We start from the raw sequence: 16,309 nt of genomic DNA, 5'->3' as shown, positions 1-16,309 counted from the left end.
TCGTTCTGGTGAAATCGCGGCCGTGCCGCGTGCGGCCCTGTCCGCTGCAGCAGGCACCGGTCGGTAGGTCATGCGTGGAAAGGACGACGGAGGCGATGTCGTGAGCACCGGACCTACGACCCTGCCCGAAAACGCTTCACCGGAGCATGGCGCGCGTCGCCGTTGGTTTCCCCGGCTGCGGGATGCCAAGATTCGGTCCAAACTTGCGCTGATCCTCGTTGTGCCGCTCGCCACAGTCCTCGCGCTCGCCGCGATCCGATTGGTCAGCGTGGGGCAGGGGGCGCTCGACGCCAACCAGGCCCGGGCGCTGACCGAACTTTCCGCGGACGTCTCCGCGTTGACCCAGGACGTACACAAGGAACGTATGGCCGCGGCCAGCTTCCTCGCCACGAGGTCCGGCAAACCGGACGCGTACAACCTGCGGATCCGGAGCACCGACGAGCGGATCAACGCCTACACCGCGAAGCGAAGCAGCATCGGCGACCTGCCGGGCGCGGTCGACGAACAGCTGAAGCTGATCGACGCGCACCTGACCGCCCTCACCGGTGCCCGTCAGGAGGTCCTGGACCGCAAGCAGATGCCGGTCGCCGAGGCGGTCCTGCGTTACGGCGTGATCCTGACCGACCTCGTCGCGTACAGCGAGTCACTGAGCCAGCTACCCGGCACCGACAGCCTCGTCGAGAGTCGGCGCGCGGTGGCCGCGTTCGCTCGCGCCAAGTCCGCCACCGCCGAGGAGGAGGCGGTCACCTTCGCCGCCCTCACCGGCGGCAAACTCGACGACGAACAGTTCTCCTCGTTCGTGGCGACGCTGACCAGCCAGCAGGAGGCGCTGCTGTCCTTCTCGCTCGCCGCGTCCCCGCAGCAGCAGGCGCTGGTGAACAGCACGGTCACCGGTGACGCCATCGTTCTCGCCGACCGGGTGTCCTCGGATGTGACCCGCTCCGTCGGGCAGAACCTCCTGGTCACCGCCGCCGACGCGGCGAACTCGATCGGCGCGGTCAACGACCTCATGCGCTGGGCCGAGATCCAGCTGGAGAACCAGCTGCTCGCCCAGACCGACGAGGTCCGATCGGCCGTCATCCAGCAGGCGATCACCGAGACCGTCCTGGTACTGCTCATCCTCGCGATCGCCATCGCGCTCGCCGTGGTGCTGGCCCGCTCGCTCAACGACTCACTGCGCCGGCTGCGGGAAGGCGCGCTCTCCGTGGCCAACCACGACCTGCCCGAGGCGGTCGCCCGGCTGCGTGATGTCGGCAACGTCGGCGACGGCGGTGTCGAGGAGATCGTGCGTCAGGTCCGGGACCCGATCCGGCTCTCCAACAAGGACGAGATCGGCCAAGTGGCGGCGGCCTTCAACGTCGTACACAAGGAAGCCGTCCGGGTCGCGGCCGAACAGGCCGCCCTGCGGACCAGCGTCTCGGCGATGTTCCTCAACCTGGCCCGCCGAAGCCAGGCACTGGTCGACCGGATGATCGGTGAGCTCGACATGATCGAGCGCGGCGAGGAGGACCCGAAGCGGCTGGCCCAGCTCTTCGAGTTGGACCACCTTGCCACCCGAATGCGTCGTAACGACGAGAACCTGCTGGTGCTGGCGGGTGCCGACTCGACGGTGCCGCGTCGTGACGACGCCCTCCTGGTGGACGTGTTGCGGGCCTCGCAGTCCGAGGTGGAGCTCTACAACCGCATCGAGTTCGGCACGGTCGACACCGACATCTCGGTCGCCGCGCACGCCGTCAACGACGTCGTACGACTGGTCGCCGAGCTGCTCGACAACGCCACCCGGTTCTCGGCCCCGAACACGGCCGTGGTGGCCGACGCCCGCCGGATCCGGGACTATGTGCTGATCCAGGTCGAAGACCGGGGACTTGGGCTCCGGGACGATCAATTGGAGGCCCTCAACCGGCGGTTGGCGGCTCCGCCCACCGTCGACGTGGCCGCCTTCCGGCTCATGGGTCTGGCCGTGGTCAGCCGGCTGGCCTCCCGGCACAACATTCGGGTGGAACTGCGCCGCAACATCGAAGGCGGTACGGTCGCCCAGGTCACCCTGCCCGCGGGCGCGGTCGTCCTACCCAAGCCGCAGGCACGTGAGCTGATCAGCCGGCCCCGGCAGCCTCTGGCCGTGGAGCCCGGTCCGGCCGCCGGAGCACCGAGCGCGGGCGCCCCGGCCGCCGCGAACTGGTCGGAGCCAATGGGTGCCGGCCGCGCCGCTTCGGCGACGCTCTCGGACAACTGGCGGGACTCGTCGTCGCAGTGGCAGACCACGAGTGACCAGTCAAACAGCGCGTTCCAGGTCAACACGGCCGGTCAGACCGCCAGCCAACCGGTGGTGACCCCGATGCCGCCGTCGGCCCCGGTCGTCCAGACACCGCCGCCGGCCGCCCAGCCGTCGTCGGCCGATACCGGCTTCGGCACGCCGACCATGGCGTACCCGACCCTGCGGCCACTCCCGCAACGGGGCGGCACCGACCGCCCGATGCCGTCGGCGACACCCTCGGCCGGGCTACCGGCCGGCCCGGTAGCGGGACCGGCTGCCACCCCGGCCATGGCACCCGCAGCGGCGCCTCCGGCTCCGCCGAGGGTCCCGACCCCGCCGGCCAGCGGTGCCACCCCGGGCCCGGCAGAGTCCGGTGACTCGCCCATCTTCCGGGAGATGGAGACGGCCTGGTTCCGGTCGCACGGGCAGGACGCGACCGAGATCTTCACGATGCCGCCGATCGACGACATCCCTCCGCCGAAGACAGCCACCACCGCGCCGGCGGCTCCGGTCCGTCGTCCCCTGCCGGCCCGGACACCGGGAGAGAGCGCACCGCCGCCGTACACCCCACCCGCAGCAGCCACCTCCGCGCCGGGCCCCTCGGCCGGTCCGGATACGCGCACCGGGGCGATCCCGACCACGCCGGCCGCGCCAGCGCCGGGCCAGGGCGGTAACGCGTGGCGTACGGCTGCGGACGAGGGGTGGGCCCGGGCCACCCAGGCCGCCGAGCCGGCCGCCGCCGGCACCACCCGATCCGGTCTGCCCAAGCGGGTGCCCCAGGCACAGTTGGTGCCCGGTGGCGTCGCTGCAAAGCCCCGGGAGCGGGCCCGGCGGACGCCGGATGAAGTACGTGGTCTGCTGTCGGCCTACCACCGTGGCGTACAGCGCGGCCGGTCGGTCAACGGAGACCCGAACGGCACCTCAACCAAGGAGACGAGCGAATGAACAGGCCAGCGGCGATGCAGGACATGAGTTGGCTGCTCACCAACTTCGCCGACAGCGTGGCGGGGATCGCCCACGTGGTGGCGGTCTCGGCTGACGGGCTGCTCCTCGCCTCCTCGCGGGACTTGCCCACGGACCGGGCCGACCAGCTCGCGGCGATCACCTCGGGCGTGGTGAGCCTGACCGATGGCGCATCCCGTATGTTCAACGCCGGCGGTGTACTGCAGACCGTCATCGAGATGGACAGTGGTTACCTCTTTCTGATGTCCATCAGCGACGGTTCCTCCATGGCGGTACTGGCCGCACGTAGTTGCGACGTCGGCCAGGTGGGTTACGAGATGGCGTTGCTGGTCGAGCGGGTGGGTGCTGCACTCGTACCGCTGCCCCGCGATGCCGTTGTTTAGTCGTATTACCTGTACGACCGGGATTGACGCTGGTGAAGCCGTGACTCGACCGGAAGGAGGGGCCCGTAGATGGACAGACGCCGCGAGGATCCACGGGGTGCATTGGTCCGACCGTACGCGGTCACCCGTGGCCGTACCGAACCGCGCCAGGACATTGCCATCGAGGCAGTTCTGACGGCGAGTCCGGCAGCGGTGATGGAGTCCCGGTTCGCCGGGCACGACAAGCACCGCATCGCCACGGTCTGTGAGGGCCGGGCGCAGTCACTGGCGGAGATCGCCGCGTACACCCGGCTCCCCCTGGGAGTCGCCCGGGTGCTGGTCGCCGACATGGTGGCCGACAGCCTGCTGACGCTGCACAGTGCCGCTCCCGCTGAGGCGTACGAGGAGCGGATGGAACTGCTTGAGAGGGTGCTAAGTGGACTTCGCAGGCTATGACCCTGCCGGGTCGCGCCGCGGCGGAGGGATCACCTCCGCGAAGATCGTCGTTGCGGGTGGATTCGGTGTAGGCAAGACAACGTTGGTCGGTGCGGTCTCGGAGATCACTCCGCTGACCACCGAGGCGGTCATGACGGCCGCCGGTGTGGGTATCGACGATCCGTCGAAGGTGCCGGGGAAGCAGACCACCACGGTGGCGATGGACTTCGGCCGGATCACCATGGCCCAGGATCTGATCCTCTATCTGTTCGGCACCCCCGGTCAGACCCGGTTCTGGTTCATGTGGGACGAGATCATCCGGGGTGCGGTGGGGGCGGCCGTCCTGGTCGACACCCGGCGGATCACCGACGCCTTCGCGCCGCTGGACTACTTCGAGAACCGGCAACTGCCGTACGTGGTGGCGTTGAACCGCTTCGACGGCGCGCCGCAGTACGAGCCGGAGGAGGTGCGGGAGGCGCTGGCCATCGCGCCGCACGTCCCGCTCGTCCTGACCGACGCCCGGCACCGGGAGTCGGTCAAGCAGGTGCTGGTGAACGTGGTGCAGCACGCGATGGCCACGTTGCAGGCCCAGCACGGCCGGGGCTTCCCGACCCCGGTGGGCTGAGCATCCGGGCTCTGTCAGGCCCGCGCCGGCCGGTCGACCTCGTCGTCGACCGGTCGGCGCGGTGCTTTCAGTCGACCGAGAGTCGGTAGCCGCGCCGGAGCACCGTCTGCACCAGGCCCGGCACCCGCAGCGTCGCCCGGATCCGGGCAACCGCCATCTCGACCGTGTGCCCGTCGGCTCCCCTGGGCAGGCGGTGCAGCAGCGCGGCGCGGGTCAGCACCCGGCCGGGCGTACCGGCAAGGGCCCGCAACACCGCCATCGGCGCGGGGGCCAGCGAATGTGGTGTGTCGTCGAGGAGGGCGACATGGCCGCGCAGGGTCAGCCGGTGCCCCGCGACCCGGAGGTCGATCGCGCGGCGCGGTAGTTCTGCGGTGATGGCCCGGACCAGGGCACCGAGTCGGGTCTGACCGGGCACCAGCACCGGAACCCGGTGTCGACGTAGCGGCGCGGCGGTGACCGGAGCGACGCAGGCAGCGAGTACGTCCGTACGCAGGGCCGCCAGTACCGCCTCGATGTCCGGCCCAGCGGAGTGCAGCAGACTGTCCACGGCGGGGGCGCTGGTGAACGCGATCGCGTCCACCATCCGGTTGGCTACCAGGAACACCAGCCGGCGTAGGGGAGCCAGGTCGGCCGGAGTAGCCCAGCGGTTGCCCGGTCCGTCGGCGACCAGCGGCACGAGCCGGAGCGTTGGAGCGACCACCACCCGGGCCCCCTGACGTTCGAGCAGGGCGGCGAGTTCGTCCCGCCGGCGATCGACGGTCACCGCCACCGTGAAGCCGGCCAGTTCCCCGGTCATCGGCGCTCCGGGTCACTGGGGAGTGGCTCATGGCGCTCCGGGTCATGGCGCTCCGGGTCACGGCGCTCCGGGCCACTGGGGAGCGGGTCGCGGGAAAGCGGGTCAGTTCGGGATGGGTGCCGTTCGCTCCCGGTGGCGGTACCCGTACGGTCTGCCATGTCGGAAGCGTCTCGGTGCCGGGTTTCCGGCGTACGTCCCCGTTGTTTCGAACCGGCTAAGACCCGCTGTCCGGCCCGCCCGACAGGATGACCGCCGGTCATACCCGGGGTAGGCTGGTCGATATGACTGCCAAGGTGACGCTGTCGTTCTCCGAGGAAACGATCGAGGAAGCCAGACGCTTCGCCAAGCGGGACGGGATGTCGCTCTCCGCCTGGATCAACCAGGCCGCACGGGAGAAGGCGCTTCGCGAGGTCTTCACCGCGCACGCCGCTGCGGTTCGCCGGGCCGGCTTCGACTTGGAAGCCACCGCCCTCGCCGACGAGCGCGAAGGGGAGATGGTCGACGACGCCATGTTCGGCGGGGGTGCGCGTGCTGCGTAGAGGCGAGATCTGGCGCATCGAGGGAGCCCGGGAGCGGCTCGGGCTGGTGGTCAGTTCCGACGTCTACAACAGCACCGACGTACCGATCGTGATCGTGGTGGAGGTGGTCGAGGAGGAGTTGCTCCGGGACTCGCCGCTGGCCGTGCCCATGGGTGACTTCGTGGTGATGCCCGATCGGCTCTCCTCTCCGATGAAAAAGTGGTTCACCGAGTGCGTCGGCGTGGCCGACTCGGACACCATGTTCCGTGTCTCCCGGGCACTGCGAATCATCCAGAACCTCTGACCAGGGCTGCTGCGTGGCGGCGGTGACCCGGGGTCAGCCCCTAACTGGGTGCGGCCCAGTCCCTGAGGAAAGTCAGGGGTGAGCTACGACCTTCGGAAGCCGAAAAATCCTCGGAGCCTTCGTAGCCTCGTAGCCATGCTCACTGTAGAAGCCGGGCTCAGTACGGCGGAGGTGGCCGAACGGGTCGCAGCCGGTCGGGTCAACGACGTCCCGGTCCGTTCCGGACGGAGCGTCACGGAGATCATCCGGGCCAATCTGTTCACTCGGATCAACGCCATCATGGGCGTGCTCTTCGTGCTCATCCTCGCGGTCGCACCGATCCAGGACGCGCTCTTCGGCGGCGTGATCATCGCCAACACCCTGATCGGCGTGGTGCAGGAACTACGGGCCAAACGCACGCTGGACCGGCTGGCGATCGTCGGCGCGGCCCGCCCGATGGTGCGTCGGGACGGCCGGTCGGCCGAGGTGGCCGCAACGGACGTCGTCCTCGACGACCTCATCGAACTCGGGCCGGGTGACCAGGTCGTGGTCGACGGGGTCGTCACCGAGGCGGCGCAGTTGGAGGTGGACGAGTCCCTGCTCACCGGAGAGGCCGATCCGGTGCTCAAGGAACCGGGCGATCAGGTGCTCTCCGGCAGCTTCGTGGTGGCCGGCACCGGCGCGTTCACCGCCACCCGGGTCGGTCGCGCGGCATACGCCGCCCGGCTGGCCGAGGAGGCCAGCCGGTTCACCCTGGTCAACTCGCAGCTGCGCAGCGGCCTGGACACCATCCTGCGGTTCGTCACCTGGCTGATCGTCCCCGCCGGAATCGCCCTGATCACCAGCCAGTGGCTGGTCAACCGGGACGACCTGCCGGAGGCGATCCGCCGGATGGTCGCCGGTCTGGTGCCGATGGTGCCCGAGGGCCTGGTCCTGCTCACCTCGATGGCCTTCGCGGTGGGGGTGATCCGACTCGGCCAGCGCCGCTGCCTGGTGCAGGAACTGCCGGCGATCGAGGGGTTGGCCCGGGTCGACGTGGTCTGCCTGGACAAGACCGGCACGCTGACCGATGCCGCGATGCGGGTCGCCGAGGTCCGGTGCCTCGACCCGGAGGCACCGGTGGCCGAGGTGCTGGGCATGCTCGGCGCGGCCGACGAACGCCCCAATTCAAGCCTCAAGGCCATCATCGAGGCGCACCCCGCACCCGCGGGGTGGACGGTCCGGGAGCGGATGCCCTTCTCCTCGGCCCGGAAGTGGAGCGGAGCCACCCTCACGGATCCGACCGGAGCCAGCACCACCTGGCGTCTGGGTGCCCCCGACGTTCTGCTGCCGGCCGGTCATCCGGTGCTCGCCGAGGTCGACGAGTACGGCGTACGAGGACTTCGGGTGCTGCTGTTGGTCCAGCAGCGGGACGAGGTGTCCGGGGTGCCGATGGCCCTGGTGGTGCTCGCCCAGCGGCTGCGGGCCGAGGCGCCGGACACGTTGCGATACTTCGCCGAGCAGGGCGTCACGGTGAAGGTGATCTCCGGCGACAACGCCCGCTCGGTGGGCGCGGTCGCCCGGAGCCTCGGGCTCCCCGGCGCGGACCATCCGGTGGACGCCCGCCACCTGCCCACGGATCCGGCGGCGCTCGCCGACGTGGCCGAGGCGAACACCGTCTTCGGGCGGGTGGGACCCCAGCAGAAACGGGAACTGGTGACGGCGCTCCAGGCCCGGGGGCACACCGTGGCGATGACCGGGGACGGGGTCAACGACGTACTCGCGCTCAAGGACGCGGACATCGGGGTGGCGATGGGGTCGGGGAGCCCGGCCAGTCGGGCGGTCGCGCAGATCGTCCTACTGGACGACAGCTTCGCCGCGCTGCCCGCCGTGGTGGCTGAGGGCCGGCGGGTGATAGGCAACATCGAGCGGGTCGCCAACCTGTTCCTCACCAAGACCGTCTACTCCGTGCTGCTGGCGATCTTGGTGGTGGTCAGCCAGGTGCCGTACCCGTTCCTGCCCCGGCACCTCACGCTGGTCTCGTCGTTGACCATCGGTATTCCGGCGTTCTTCCTGGCGCTCGCGCCCGGTGCCGAGCGTGCCCGGAGCGGCTTCGTCGGGCGGGTGGTGCGCTTCGCCGTGCCGGCCGGGGCGGTGGCGGCGGTGGCGACGATCACCTCGTACCTGCACGCTCGGCAGGTCTACGGCGGGAACCTGGCCGCCGAGACCTCGGTCGCCACGCTCACCCTCTTCCTGGTCGGGCTCTGGGCGGTGGCGGTCATCGCCCGGCCGTACACCTGGTGGCGGGTCCTGCTTCTGCTCGGCCTAGGCGCGGCCTTCGCCACGGTGCTGGCCGTGCCGTACCTCCAGGAGTTCTTCCAACTGGAGCTGGTGGGTGGCGGGGCACCCGGGGTCGGGCTGGGGATCGCGGCGGTCGCCGGGTTGCTGCTGGAACTCGTTTGGCGGCTGCTCGGGCGCCGCGCGCGCCGCCTCGACCGGGTCGGGCCGGCGGAAACCCGCCAGATCCGGTTCGAAGGAAGCGGTCAGGCCGGGCCTGCGGAAGCCCGCCGAACCCGCTTCGAGGAAGTCGACCGGGTACGTCCGGAGGAAGATCAGGTCGGCGCGCTATCATCAGTGCGGCCTGATCATAATGAGCCGGTCACCTGACCGGCCCCGTTTTGACCCCACGACCGGCGAGCGAGTATCGTTGCCTGCTGTTGTGCTACAGCCGACGGCGTGCCCCACCAGGTACGCTTGGTCGTTCGTGCGCCCCTTATGATCGGCGCCCGACCCCAGACCGCCGACGAGACAAGGTAGACCTGTGCGTACGTACAGCCCGAAGCCGGGTGAGATCGAGCGTCAGTGGCACGTCATCGACGCCTCTGATGTCGTGCTGGGCCGCCTGGCCACCCACGCCGCCACGTTGCTTCGTGGTAAGCACAAGCCGACTTTCGCGCCGCACGTCGACACTGGTGACTTCGTTGTCATCGTGAACGCGGGCAAGGTTGCGCTGACCGGCAACAAGCGGCACACCAAGATCGCCTACCGCCACTCCGGATACCCGGGTGGTCTGAAGCAGATCGGCTACGACGAGCTGCTGACCAAGCGCCCGGAGCGGGCCATCGAGCTGGCCGTCAAGGGCATGCTCCCCCACAACAAGCTCGGACGTCAGCTGATCAAGAAGCTGAAGGTCTACGCCGGTGCCGAGCACCCGCATAGCGCGCAGCAGCCGGTGCCGTTCGAGATCAAGCAGATCGCGCAGTGAGCGCGGACGAAGGAAGCAGCATGACCGAGACCACTGCGCTCACCGTTGACGAGTACCCCCAGGCTGCGGACGCGCCCATCTCGCGTGCCCCGCGCGGCGACCGCCCGATCCAGACCGTCGGCCGCCGCAAGGAGGCCATCGTCCGGGTGCGGATCGTCCCTGGTTCCGGCAAGATCACCTGCAATGGCCGTGAGCTGGAGGCGTACTTCCCCAGCAAGGTCCACCAGCAGCTGATCAAGGACCCGCTGGTGACCGCGGAGAAGGCCGAGGCCTTCGACGTCATCGCCAACCTGCGCGGCGGCGGCATCACCGGCCAGGCCGGTGCGCTGCGGCTCGCCATCGCTCGCGCGCTCTGCGCCAACGACCTCGACGACCGTCCGGCGCTGAAGAAGGCCGGCTTCCTCACCCGGGACGCTCGGGTCAAGGAAAGCAAGAAGTACGGTCTCAAGAAGGCCCGTAAGGCCCCGCAGTACTCGAAGCGTTGATCGACAGCTTCACCCTGTACGTCTGCGACAGTTTTACCTTGCACGTCTGCAACAGCTTCACCTTGTACGTCTGACAGACGGCCGGGTCCGCCTCCCCCTCAAGCGGTGGCGGCCCCGGCCGTTTGCTTTCCTCGTCGGCGGCCTTTCCGGAGGTATCACGCGCATGGGTCGGTTGTTCGGTACTGATGGCGTACGGGGACGGGCGAATGCCGACCTGACCCCCGAACTGGCTATGGCCGTCGCGGTAGCGGCGGCGCACACCCTCGCCGAGTCCGATCGCAGCCACCCGCCGTTGGCCGTGGTAGGCCGGGACACCCGGGCCAGTGGAGAGATGCTCGAATCCGCCGTGGTTGCTGGGCTGGCCAGCGCCGGGGCGAACGTGTTGCGGGTCGGTGTGCTGCCCACCCCGGCGGTCGCCTACCTGGTGGGTGAGGTCAAGGCCGATCTCGGGGTGATGCTCTCCGCCTCGCACAACCCGATGCCGGACAACGGGATCAAGCTCTTCGCCGCCGGGGGACACAAGCTTCCCGACGACGTGGAGCTACAGATCGAAGCGGCGATCGAGGCCAACGCCGCCGCCACCTGGCATCGGCCCACGGGTGCCGGTGTCGGACGGGTGCACGACCTGCTCGACGGAGCCGACCACTACGTACAGCACCTCGTGAGCACGGTGCCGCACCGGCTCGACGGGCTGAAGGTAGTCGTCGACTGCGCCCACGGTGCCGCCTCGGAGGTGGCCCCCGTCGCGTACCAGGAGGCCGGTGCCGAGGTCATCGCCATCCACGCCGAGCCGGACGGGCTCAACATCAACGACGACTGCGGGTCGAACCACCTGGACGTCCTACGGGCCGCCGTGGTCGAGCACGGGGCGCACCTCGGCATCGCCCATGATGGCGACGCCGACCGGTGCGTGGCGGTCACGGCCGACGGGAACGAGGTCGACGGCGACCAGATCCTGGCCATTCTCGCCCTGGGCATGCGGGAGGCCGGCACCCTGACCCGGGACACGCTGGTGGCCACCGTGATGAGCAACCTGGGCCTTCGGCTCGCGATGGCCGAGGCGGGCATCCGGCTGATCGAGACCAAGGTCGGCGACCGGTACGTACTGGAGGAGCTGCGGGCGTCCGGGCTGGCGCTCGGCGGCGAGCAGAGCGGGCATATCGTGCTGTCGGAGTACGCCACCACCGGCGACGGGGTGCTGACCGGCCTGCAACTGATGTCGCGGATGGCGGCGACGGGCCGATCGCTGGCGGATCTCGCCGCCGTGGTCGCGAAGCTGCCACAGGTGCTGATCAACGTTCCGGTCGGTGACCGGACCATCGGTGCCGGTGCTCCGGCAGTGCTCGCCGCGACAGCCGAGGCCGAGGCGGAACTGGGCGAGACCGGACGGGTGCTGCTGCGCCCGTCGGGCACCGAGCCGCTGGTCCGGGTGATGGTCGAGGCAGCCACACTGGAGTTCGCCGAGACGGTGGCGGAGCGGATTGCCGACGAGGTACGTCGAGCCAGCCCCGCCTCGGCATAGCGCGCCGGGCCGGGTAGCGCGTCTCCCCACTGCCGGGTTGGGAACGTCTGTCACTGCGCCAGTAGCAACAACCGTTCCCAAAACCCGCTCGCGTGGCAGGTTCCAGCGGAAACCGGTCGTGGGTGCCGGAGTTGGGGCCTAGTACACGGAATCATGCACGTGGTTTGTGTTGTCGCTGGACGGGTCGTCGCCGGCGCCGCTGTAGTAGTACCAACCCGCCGCCGACGTCCACACCTGGCGATGCCAGATGACATACAGCACGCCGAGCGTGTTGGCGTTGCGCACGAAGAACGCCGCGAGGTTGCCGCCGTAGACCTTGTCCTGACCCGTGGCGTCACCGCCGAACCCGTTGGCCCGGGCGGCGAAGTCGCACGTACGGCCCTTCGGGTGCTCATGGGACCCACCGGGGCCGGTAGCAGGAGTAATACCGCTTGAAGCCGGCGGCGTGCGCCTCCTTCATCGAGTGGATCATGCGCGGCGTGACGCAGCCCGTGGTGGTCGGGTCGTCGATGGTGCAGCTCTCCTTGGGCCCGCTGCCGTCCGCGTTGCGCGGTGCGGGCTTGGCCAGGGGCGAATTCGCGCTCATGTAGCCGGTGGCCTTGCCGCCGGCCTTGGCGAGCGCCGTCTCGGCGTCCTCCTTCTTGCCCATGATGTCGGCCCGGGCCGTCTGGGTGGCCACCTCGGCGTCGATCGACTTCTTCGCCGCGTCGGCGTCGGCCTTGAGCTTCTTGAGCCCGCCGAGCGTCTTGTCGTTGTACCGGTTGATCGTGTTCACCAGCATCGCCCGGCTCATGAGCCGCTCCGGGTCGGTGCTGTCGAGCAGGGCGGAGGCGGTGCGCAGGCCCCCCGCGCGGTACTCCGGGGCGGCCGTCGATCCAGTCGCGGTTGGCCTTTCGAGGGCCGTACCGAGCGTTATGTTCGCCGTGCTCCGGATGCCGCCTACCGAGTTGGCTGACGGGCTCGGGACGGAACAGCGCCCCTACCGTTGGTGCGGATTCACCCCGGTTGCCGCTGGCACCGAGGGATGCCGCGAGGCGGAGACCATGGTCGGACTACCGGCTGGTCACCGGTCGCGCATGTCCGAGAACGGGGTCGTCCGGTGGTGCAGCGTAGTTGCCCGACATCGTCGGCGGTGAATCGCATGGCAGCGGTCACCTTGTCGATCACCCGTCGCGTACATCCCATGGGAAATCCGATGAGCCCGGCGCGACGGACGCCTACGCTGCGTCCGCATGCGCCTGCTCCGCCGCAACCGGGACTTCCGTGTGTTGTTTCTCGCACGGTGCGTGTCCTTCGCCGGTGACTCGATCAGCATGATCGCGTTGCTGCTGCACGTCGCCGACTCGACCGGTCAGGGCCTCGCGGTCGCGGCGCTGCTGCTCGCCGGCGACTTCACACCGTCACTGCTCGCGCCGATCGCGGGGGCGCTCGCCGACCGGTTCGACCGGCGACGGCTGATGATCGTCTGTGAGCTCGTGCAGGGCGCGGTGGTCGCGATGATCGCGCTGTCCCTCCCCGCGCTGCCGCTGCTGCTGGTCCTGGTGGCGACCCGGGCCGTCGCCGGGCAGATCTTCCAGCCCGCCTCCCGGGCGGCGGTGCCGGCGCTGGTCCGGCGGGACGAACTCGAGGAGGCCAACGCCACCCTCGGCTTCGGCACCAACACGGCGGACCTGGGCGCGCCGCTACTCGCCGCCGCGCTGTTCCCGTTCTTCGGCACGACCGGGGTGCTGCTGGTCGACGCCGCCTCGTTCCTCGTGTCGGCGCTGCTGCTCACCGTCCTGCCGAAACTGCCGCCGAGCGAGTTGGAGACCGACTCGCTGTGGAAGGGCACGCGCGCCGGCATCGGGTACATCGTCACGACCCCCATCGTCCGCGTCGTCGCCGTGGGGTTCTGCGCGGTGGTGTTCTTCACCGGCGTCGACGACGTGGCCCTGACGGTGCTCGCGACAGGCGTCTTCGACGTGCCCGACTCCGTGGCCGCGGTCCTGCTCGGCGCGATCGGGTTCGGCCTCGCCGCCGGCTATGCGCTGCTGACCCGGCTCGGACGCCACGTACCGACGGCGGCGCTGCTGATCGCCGGCTTCGGCATCAGTTCGCTGGGCAACCTGCTCACCGGCGCGGCGGCTGGCCTGACCTGGGCGATCGGCGCGGCATTCGCCATGCAGGCCGTGCGCGGGCTCGGGATCGCCGCGATCGACGTCGGCAGCAACACCATGCTGCAGCGGACGGTGCCCGACGGCATGCAGGGCCGCGTCTTCGGCAACCTCTACGGCGCGGTCGGTCTCGCCGCCGCCCTCTCGTACATGCTCGGCGGCCTCCTGCTCGACGCCACCTCGGCCCCGGCCACGCTCGTGGTGGCGGGAGCGGGCGGGCTCGTCGCCACCTTGCTTACGGCATTGGCCCTGCGCACGTCACTGCGCCGGGAGCCGGCTGCCTCGGCCGAGGGTGGAGCGGCGGTCGCGGATGGTGCTCCGACCGCCGGTGGGGCTCCGGTCGGGCGTGGGATTTCGGACGCGGGTGCGGAGCACGGCGGCCCGGACCCGGCGGCCGGAGACATGGTCCTGGGCCGGACGGGTGAATGACCCGGTGACGCGACCTGCCGCGCCGGAGGCGGGTCGGTGCCGACGGGCGTCAGCGGTTGCGCTGACGCCGGGTGGCCGCGGCGGCCTCGACGAGACGGCGCTGGTTGCGAGTGGTGCCCAGGCTCCGCTTGGCCTTGTAGTAGAGGCTTGTAGTAGACGCTTGTAGTAGAGGCTTGTAGCAGAGGGAGGCGCCGCACCGACCACCGCGGCCCCGACCAGGATGTAGAACGTGGCGCCGATCAGTGCCCTGAAAGAGCCACAGGCGATGACACCGGCGACGAACAGCGTGAACACCACGGCGACGGTCCCAGCGAGAACCCCACGGCGACGAACAGCGCGAACACCACGGCGACGGTCCCAGCGAGAAGTCGCCCCATGGCCCCAGCATGCTCCCGCCCCGCCACCCGCCGCATCGGGGAAGTCACCCGGATTCGCGGCTGCGTTCGCACGGTCGACCGGTGGCCGGCTGACCCCGGCAGTGGACGGTCGCGAAGAAACCGGTTTCTGCCGGCTTGTCGTGCACACCGCCGGGCGGCTCCTTCGGCAGATGCCTGTCCTTGCGGGCGCCTGCGGCGTGCTGGTGGGCGCGACTGGTCATCGAGTCGGCGCTCTCCGTCCAAGCGATCCAGCCGGTCGCGTCGCCGGCCGCCTGCAACGCGGACAGGATCCTGTCCCAGGTCCCGTCACGCTGCCAACGGCGGAACAGGCCGTGGACGGTGGGCCAGGGCGCGTACTCGGCCGGGACATCCCGCGCTGGGGCACCGATCCGGATCCGCCACCGGATCCCGTCGATGAGCTGTCGTTTCTCCCATTTCGGCGGACGACCTGTCGTCGGCGCGGCAGGCAGCAGAGGGGCCAGAACAGCCCACTGCCTGTCGGTCAGGTCATGCCGCCTCGTCACCACTAGGCTTGGCACGAGGTCTCCGGTATGAAGTTCTTGCTTGGTCGCAGAACCAGATACCGGAGACCTCTTCAGTTATCGATCACCGCCACGCCGTGACCTTGATCAAACCCACCCACTCTTGAAACACGCCTTAGCGGCGGGTGACTCCCTGCCGGCTCGTCGCTGACCGGGCTGTGTCGGCTTTTCGTTGGTTGGCAGGTGTCGGCTGTCGTCGACTGGCCAACCAGAGACGATGCCCGAACAGCAGGGCGTACCCGCCGAGGACCGCGCCGAGGATGAGGGGGGCCGACCCGCCGCTGCCCCGTACGACGATGTCGGCGAGGACCCCGGCCAGGGCGGCGCACACGATCAGGGAGACGTGGTTGGAGGCCCAGAAGACCACCGGGGTCATCCGTTCCGGAATGACGTCCCGCATCGCGCCTTGGCGGAGTTGACGGACCAGCCAGACCGACAGGGCGGCGGTGGCGGTCATCGGTGCCCACACCAGCCACGGCACCCAGCCGGCCACGGCGAAGAGGGTGAGCAGCAGGTAGGCGACCACCTGGGCGGCGATGATCATCGTGATTGCCCGGGAGTAGCCGATGATCACCGGAATGGTGCGTTTCCCGACGGACTCGTCGGACACCCGGTCACCCAGGTTCATAATCATCATTCGGGCGACCTGGAGCACCGCCGTCGGTGCCAGGATCGCCAGTAGCATCAGCGGCAACGTGTCAGCCTGAAGCAGCGCGGCGACCACCGGCCACAGGCCGTTGAGGATGGCCGCCACCGTGAGTTCGCCTAGTCCCCGGTAGTTGAAGCGCAGCGGCGGTGCCGTGTAGAACCAGGCCAGCGCCAGGGTGACGGCCCCCAGTATCCGGGCCGAGGTGGTCGGCATCGCCGCCACCAGCAGCATGCCGCCGACCCAGAGGAGGAAGGCCGTACCCAGCGAGACCACCGGTGCGACCAAGCCGTCCACCAGTGCGCGGCTGCCGCCGGTCCACGGCGTGTGGTAGATGTTCGCCCGGTCGGCCTCCAGATCGAAGTACTCGTTGCAGTAGTGCGTCATCAGGTGGACGACCCAGGCGAAGACTTGAGCGACGACGTACCACTTGACATCCAGCGGATGCCCCAGGTGTACGGTCACCGCGACGCCGAGCCCTACCGGAAGCACGTTGTAGAGCAGAAACCTCAGTCGAGCCAGTCGAATGAAACCGCTGAGTTGGAACCCCTGGACCGCGCTGGCCGTGCTCGTCCCACTGGCCGTCATGCGTAGCCACCCCCGTGGTTGATTCGCCGTACGAGTCGGTTCGATCGCCAGTGTAGAGCTTTGTCTATATTGTCGGCGTCCGATGGT

The 16,309-nt window shown here is 69.6% G+C and carries 14 protein-coding genes, 2 pseudogenes and 1 riboswitch; of the genes and pseudogenes, 11 read left to right on the top strand and 5 right to left on the bottom strand.

The window, feature by feature from the left end:
- Positions 1-100: 100 nt before the first annotated feature.
- The 4 genes from FHR38_RS09520 to FHR38_RS09505 all read left to right on the top strand — a co-directional run bounded on the left by FHR38_RS09520 (position 101) and on the right by FHR38_RS09505 (position 4,639).
- A complete protein-coding gene (locus tag FHR38_RS09520; RefSeq protein ID WP_184534333.1) occupies positions 101-3,199 on the top strand; it encodes a sensor histidine kinase in 3,099 nt (1,032 codons plus the stop codon).
- On the top strand, positions 3,196-3,600 hold the full coding sequence (locus FHR38_RS09515) for a roadblock/LC7 domain-containing protein (RefSeq protein ID WP_184534332.1): 405 nt from the start codon (positions 3,196-3,198) through the stop codon (positions 3,598-3,600). Before FHR38_RS09520 ends, FHR38_RS09515 begins: the two co-directional genes overlap by 4 nt.
- Positions 3,601-3,669: 69 nt before the next feature.
- Positions 3,670-4,035: a DUF742 domain-containing protein gene (locus FHR38_RS09510; protein WP_184534331.1), complete on the top strand. Its 366-nt coding sequence runs from the start codon at positions 3,670-3,672 to the stop codon at positions 4,033-4,035.
- Positions 4,016-4,639, top strand: a complete 624-nt coding sequence (locus tag FHR38_RS09505) for a GTP-binding protein (RefSeq protein ID WP_184534330.1) — start codon at positions 4,016-4,018, stop codon at positions 4,637-4,639. Before FHR38_RS09510 ends, FHR38_RS09505 begins: the two co-directional genes overlap by 20 nt.
- A gap of 67 nt (positions 4,640-4,706) precedes the next feature.
- Here the strand turns inward: FHR38_RS09505 and FHR38_RS09500 are convergent.
- Positions 4,707-5,306 (bottom strand): annotated as a pseudogene (locus FHR38_RS09500) (winged helix-turn-helix domain-containing protein); the annotation flags it as partial.
- A gap of 410 nt (positions 5,307-5,716) precedes the next feature.
- Here FHR38_RS09500 and FHR38_RS09495 point away from each other — a divergent pair.
- The 6 genes from FHR38_RS09495 (at position 5,717) to glmM (ending at position 11,487) form a co-directional block, all read left to right on the top strand.
- The gene (locus tag FHR38_RS09495; protein ID WP_184534328.1) at positions 5,717-5,974 is read left to right on the top strand and encodes a DUF6364 family protein; all 258 of its coding nucleotides are present in this window, start codon (positions 5,717-5,719) and stop codon (positions 5,972-5,974) included.
- A complete protein-coding gene (locus FHR38_RS09490) occupies positions 5,964-6,257 on the top strand; it encodes a type II toxin-antitoxin system PemK/MazF family toxin (protein WP_184534327.1) in 294 nt (97 codons plus the stop codon). Before FHR38_RS09495 ends, FHR38_RS09490 begins: the two co-directional genes overlap by 11 nt.
- Positions 6,258-6,392: 135 nt before the next feature.
- Complete coding sequence (locus FHR38_RS09485) at positions 6,393-8,882, top strand: HAD-IC family P-type ATPase (protein ID WP_184534326.1); 2,490 nt, start codon at positions 6,393-6,395, stop codon at positions 8,880-8,882.
- A gap of 154 nt (positions 8,883-9,036) precedes the next feature.
- The gene (gene rplM / locus FHR38_RS09480; RefSeq protein WP_184534325.1) at positions 9,037-9,480 is read left to right on the top strand and encodes a 50S ribosomal protein L13; all 444 of its coding nucleotides are present in this window, start codon (positions 9,037-9,039) and stop codon (positions 9,478-9,480) included.
- 20 nt (positions 9,481-9,500) lie between these two features.
- On the top strand, positions 9,501-9,965 hold the full coding sequence (gene rpsI / locus FHR38_RS09475; protein ID WP_184534324.1) for a 30S ribosomal protein S9: 465 nt from the start codon (positions 9,501-9,503) through the stop codon (positions 9,963-9,965).
- 163 nt (positions 9,966-10,128) lie between these two features.
- A complete protein-coding gene (gene glmM / locus FHR38_RS09470; RefSeq protein WP_184534323.1) occupies positions 10,129-11,487 on the top strand; it encodes a phosphoglucosamine mutase in 1,359 nt (452 codons plus the stop codon).
- A 138-nt stretch (positions 11,488-11,625) separates the two neighbouring features.
- On the opposite strand, the gene FHR38_RS33750 is transcribed toward glmM, so the two are convergent.
- Together FHR38_RS33750 and FHR38_RS09460 are read right to left on the bottom strand one after the other, a co-directional pair.
- Positions 11,626-11,913, bottom strand: a complete 288-nt coding sequence (locus tag FHR38_RS33750; RefSeq protein ID WP_512698627.1) for a VldE C-terminal domain-containing protein — start codon at positions 11,911-11,913, stop codon at positions 11,626-11,628.
- The gene (locus FHR38_RS09460) at positions 11,879-12,280 is read right to left on the bottom strand and encodes a hypothetical protein (RefSeq protein ID WP_184534321.1); all 402 of its coding nucleotides are present in this window, start codon (positions 12,278-12,280) and stop codon (positions 11,879-11,881) included. The genes FHR38_RS33750 and FHR38_RS09460 overlap by 35 nt, the downstream gene beginning before the upstream one ends.
- 128 nt (positions 12,281-12,408) lie before the next feature.
- A riboswitch (cyclic di-AMP (ydaO/yuaA leader) is annotated at positions 12,409-12,534 on the bottom strand.
- A 185-nt stretch (positions 12,535-12,719) separates the two neighbouring features.
- On the opposite strand from FHR38_RS09460, the gene FHR38_RS09455 reads away from it, so the two are divergent.
- A complete protein-coding gene (locus FHR38_RS09455) occupies positions 12,720-14,069 on the top strand; it encodes an MFS transporter (RefSeq protein ID WP_184534320.1) in 1,350 nt (449 codons plus the stop codon).
- A 502-nt stretch (positions 14,070-14,571) separates the two neighbouring features.
- Here the strand turns inward: FHR38_RS09455 and FHR38_RS09450 are convergent.
- Together FHR38_RS09450 and FHR38_RS09445 are read right to left on the bottom strand one after the other, a co-directional pair.
- Positions 14,572-14,985 (bottom strand): annotated as a pseudogene (locus FHR38_RS09450) (transposase); the annotation flags it as partial.
- Between the two features lie 118 nt (positions 14,986-15,103).
- On the bottom strand, positions 15,104-16,222 hold the full coding sequence (locus FHR38_RS09445; RefSeq protein ID WP_184534319.1) for a prenyltransferase: 1,119 nt from the start codon (positions 16,220-16,222) through the stop codon (positions 15,104-15,106).
- Positions 16,223-16,309: the final 87 nt, after the last annotated feature.

The sequence above is a fragment of the Micromonospora polyrhachis genome (assembly GCF_014203835.1).
Lineage (GTDB): Bacteria > Actinomycetota > Actinomycetes > Mycobacteriales > Micromonosporaceae > Micromonospora_H > Micromonospora_H polyrhachis.
Note: the sequence above shows the minus strand (reverse complement) of the source record. Positions and strands in the feature narration are given on the sequence as shown.

What these genes read in the sequence shown, in the direction of transcription:
- FHR38_RS09510 (WP_184534331.1), top strand. Translation starts at nt 3,670, where the DNA reads ATGGACAGACGCCGCGAGGATCCACGGGGTGCATTGGTCCGACCGTAC.
- FHR38_RS09515 (WP_184534332.1), top strand. Translation starts at nt 3,196, where the DNA reads ATGAACAGGCCAGCGGCGATGCAGGACATGAGTTGGCTGCTCACCAAC.
- FHR38_RS09495 (WP_184534328.1), top strand. Translation starts at nt 5,717, where the DNA reads ATGACTGCCAAGGTGACGCTGTCGTTCTCCGAGGAAACGATCGAGGAA.
- FHR38_RS09455 (WP_184534320.1), top strand. Translation starts at nt 12,720, where the DNA reads ATGCGCCTGCTCCGCCGCAACCGGGACTTCCGTGTGTTGTTTCTCGCA.
- FHR38_RS09460 (WP_184534321.1), bottom strand. Translation starts at nt 12,280, where the DNA reads ATGAGCCGGGCGATGCTGGTGAACACGATCAACCGGTACAACGACAAG.
- FHR38_RS09445 (WP_184534319.1), bottom strand. Translation starts at nt 16,222, where the DNA reads ATGACGGCCAGTGGGACGAGCACGGCCAGCGCGGTCCAGGGGTTCCAA.
- FHR38_RS09485 (WP_184534326.1), top strand. Translation starts at nt 6,393, where the DNA reads ATGCTCACTGTAGAAGCCGGGCTCAGTACGGCGGAGGTGGCCGAACGG.
- glmM (WP_184534323.1), top strand. Translation starts at nt 10,129, where the DNA reads ATGGGTCGGTTGTTCGGTACTGATGGCGTACGGGGACGGGCGAATGCC.
- rpsI (WP_184534324.1), top strand. Translation starts at nt 9,501, where the DNA reads ATGACCGAGACCACTGCGCTCACCGTTGACGAGTACCCCCAGGCTGCG.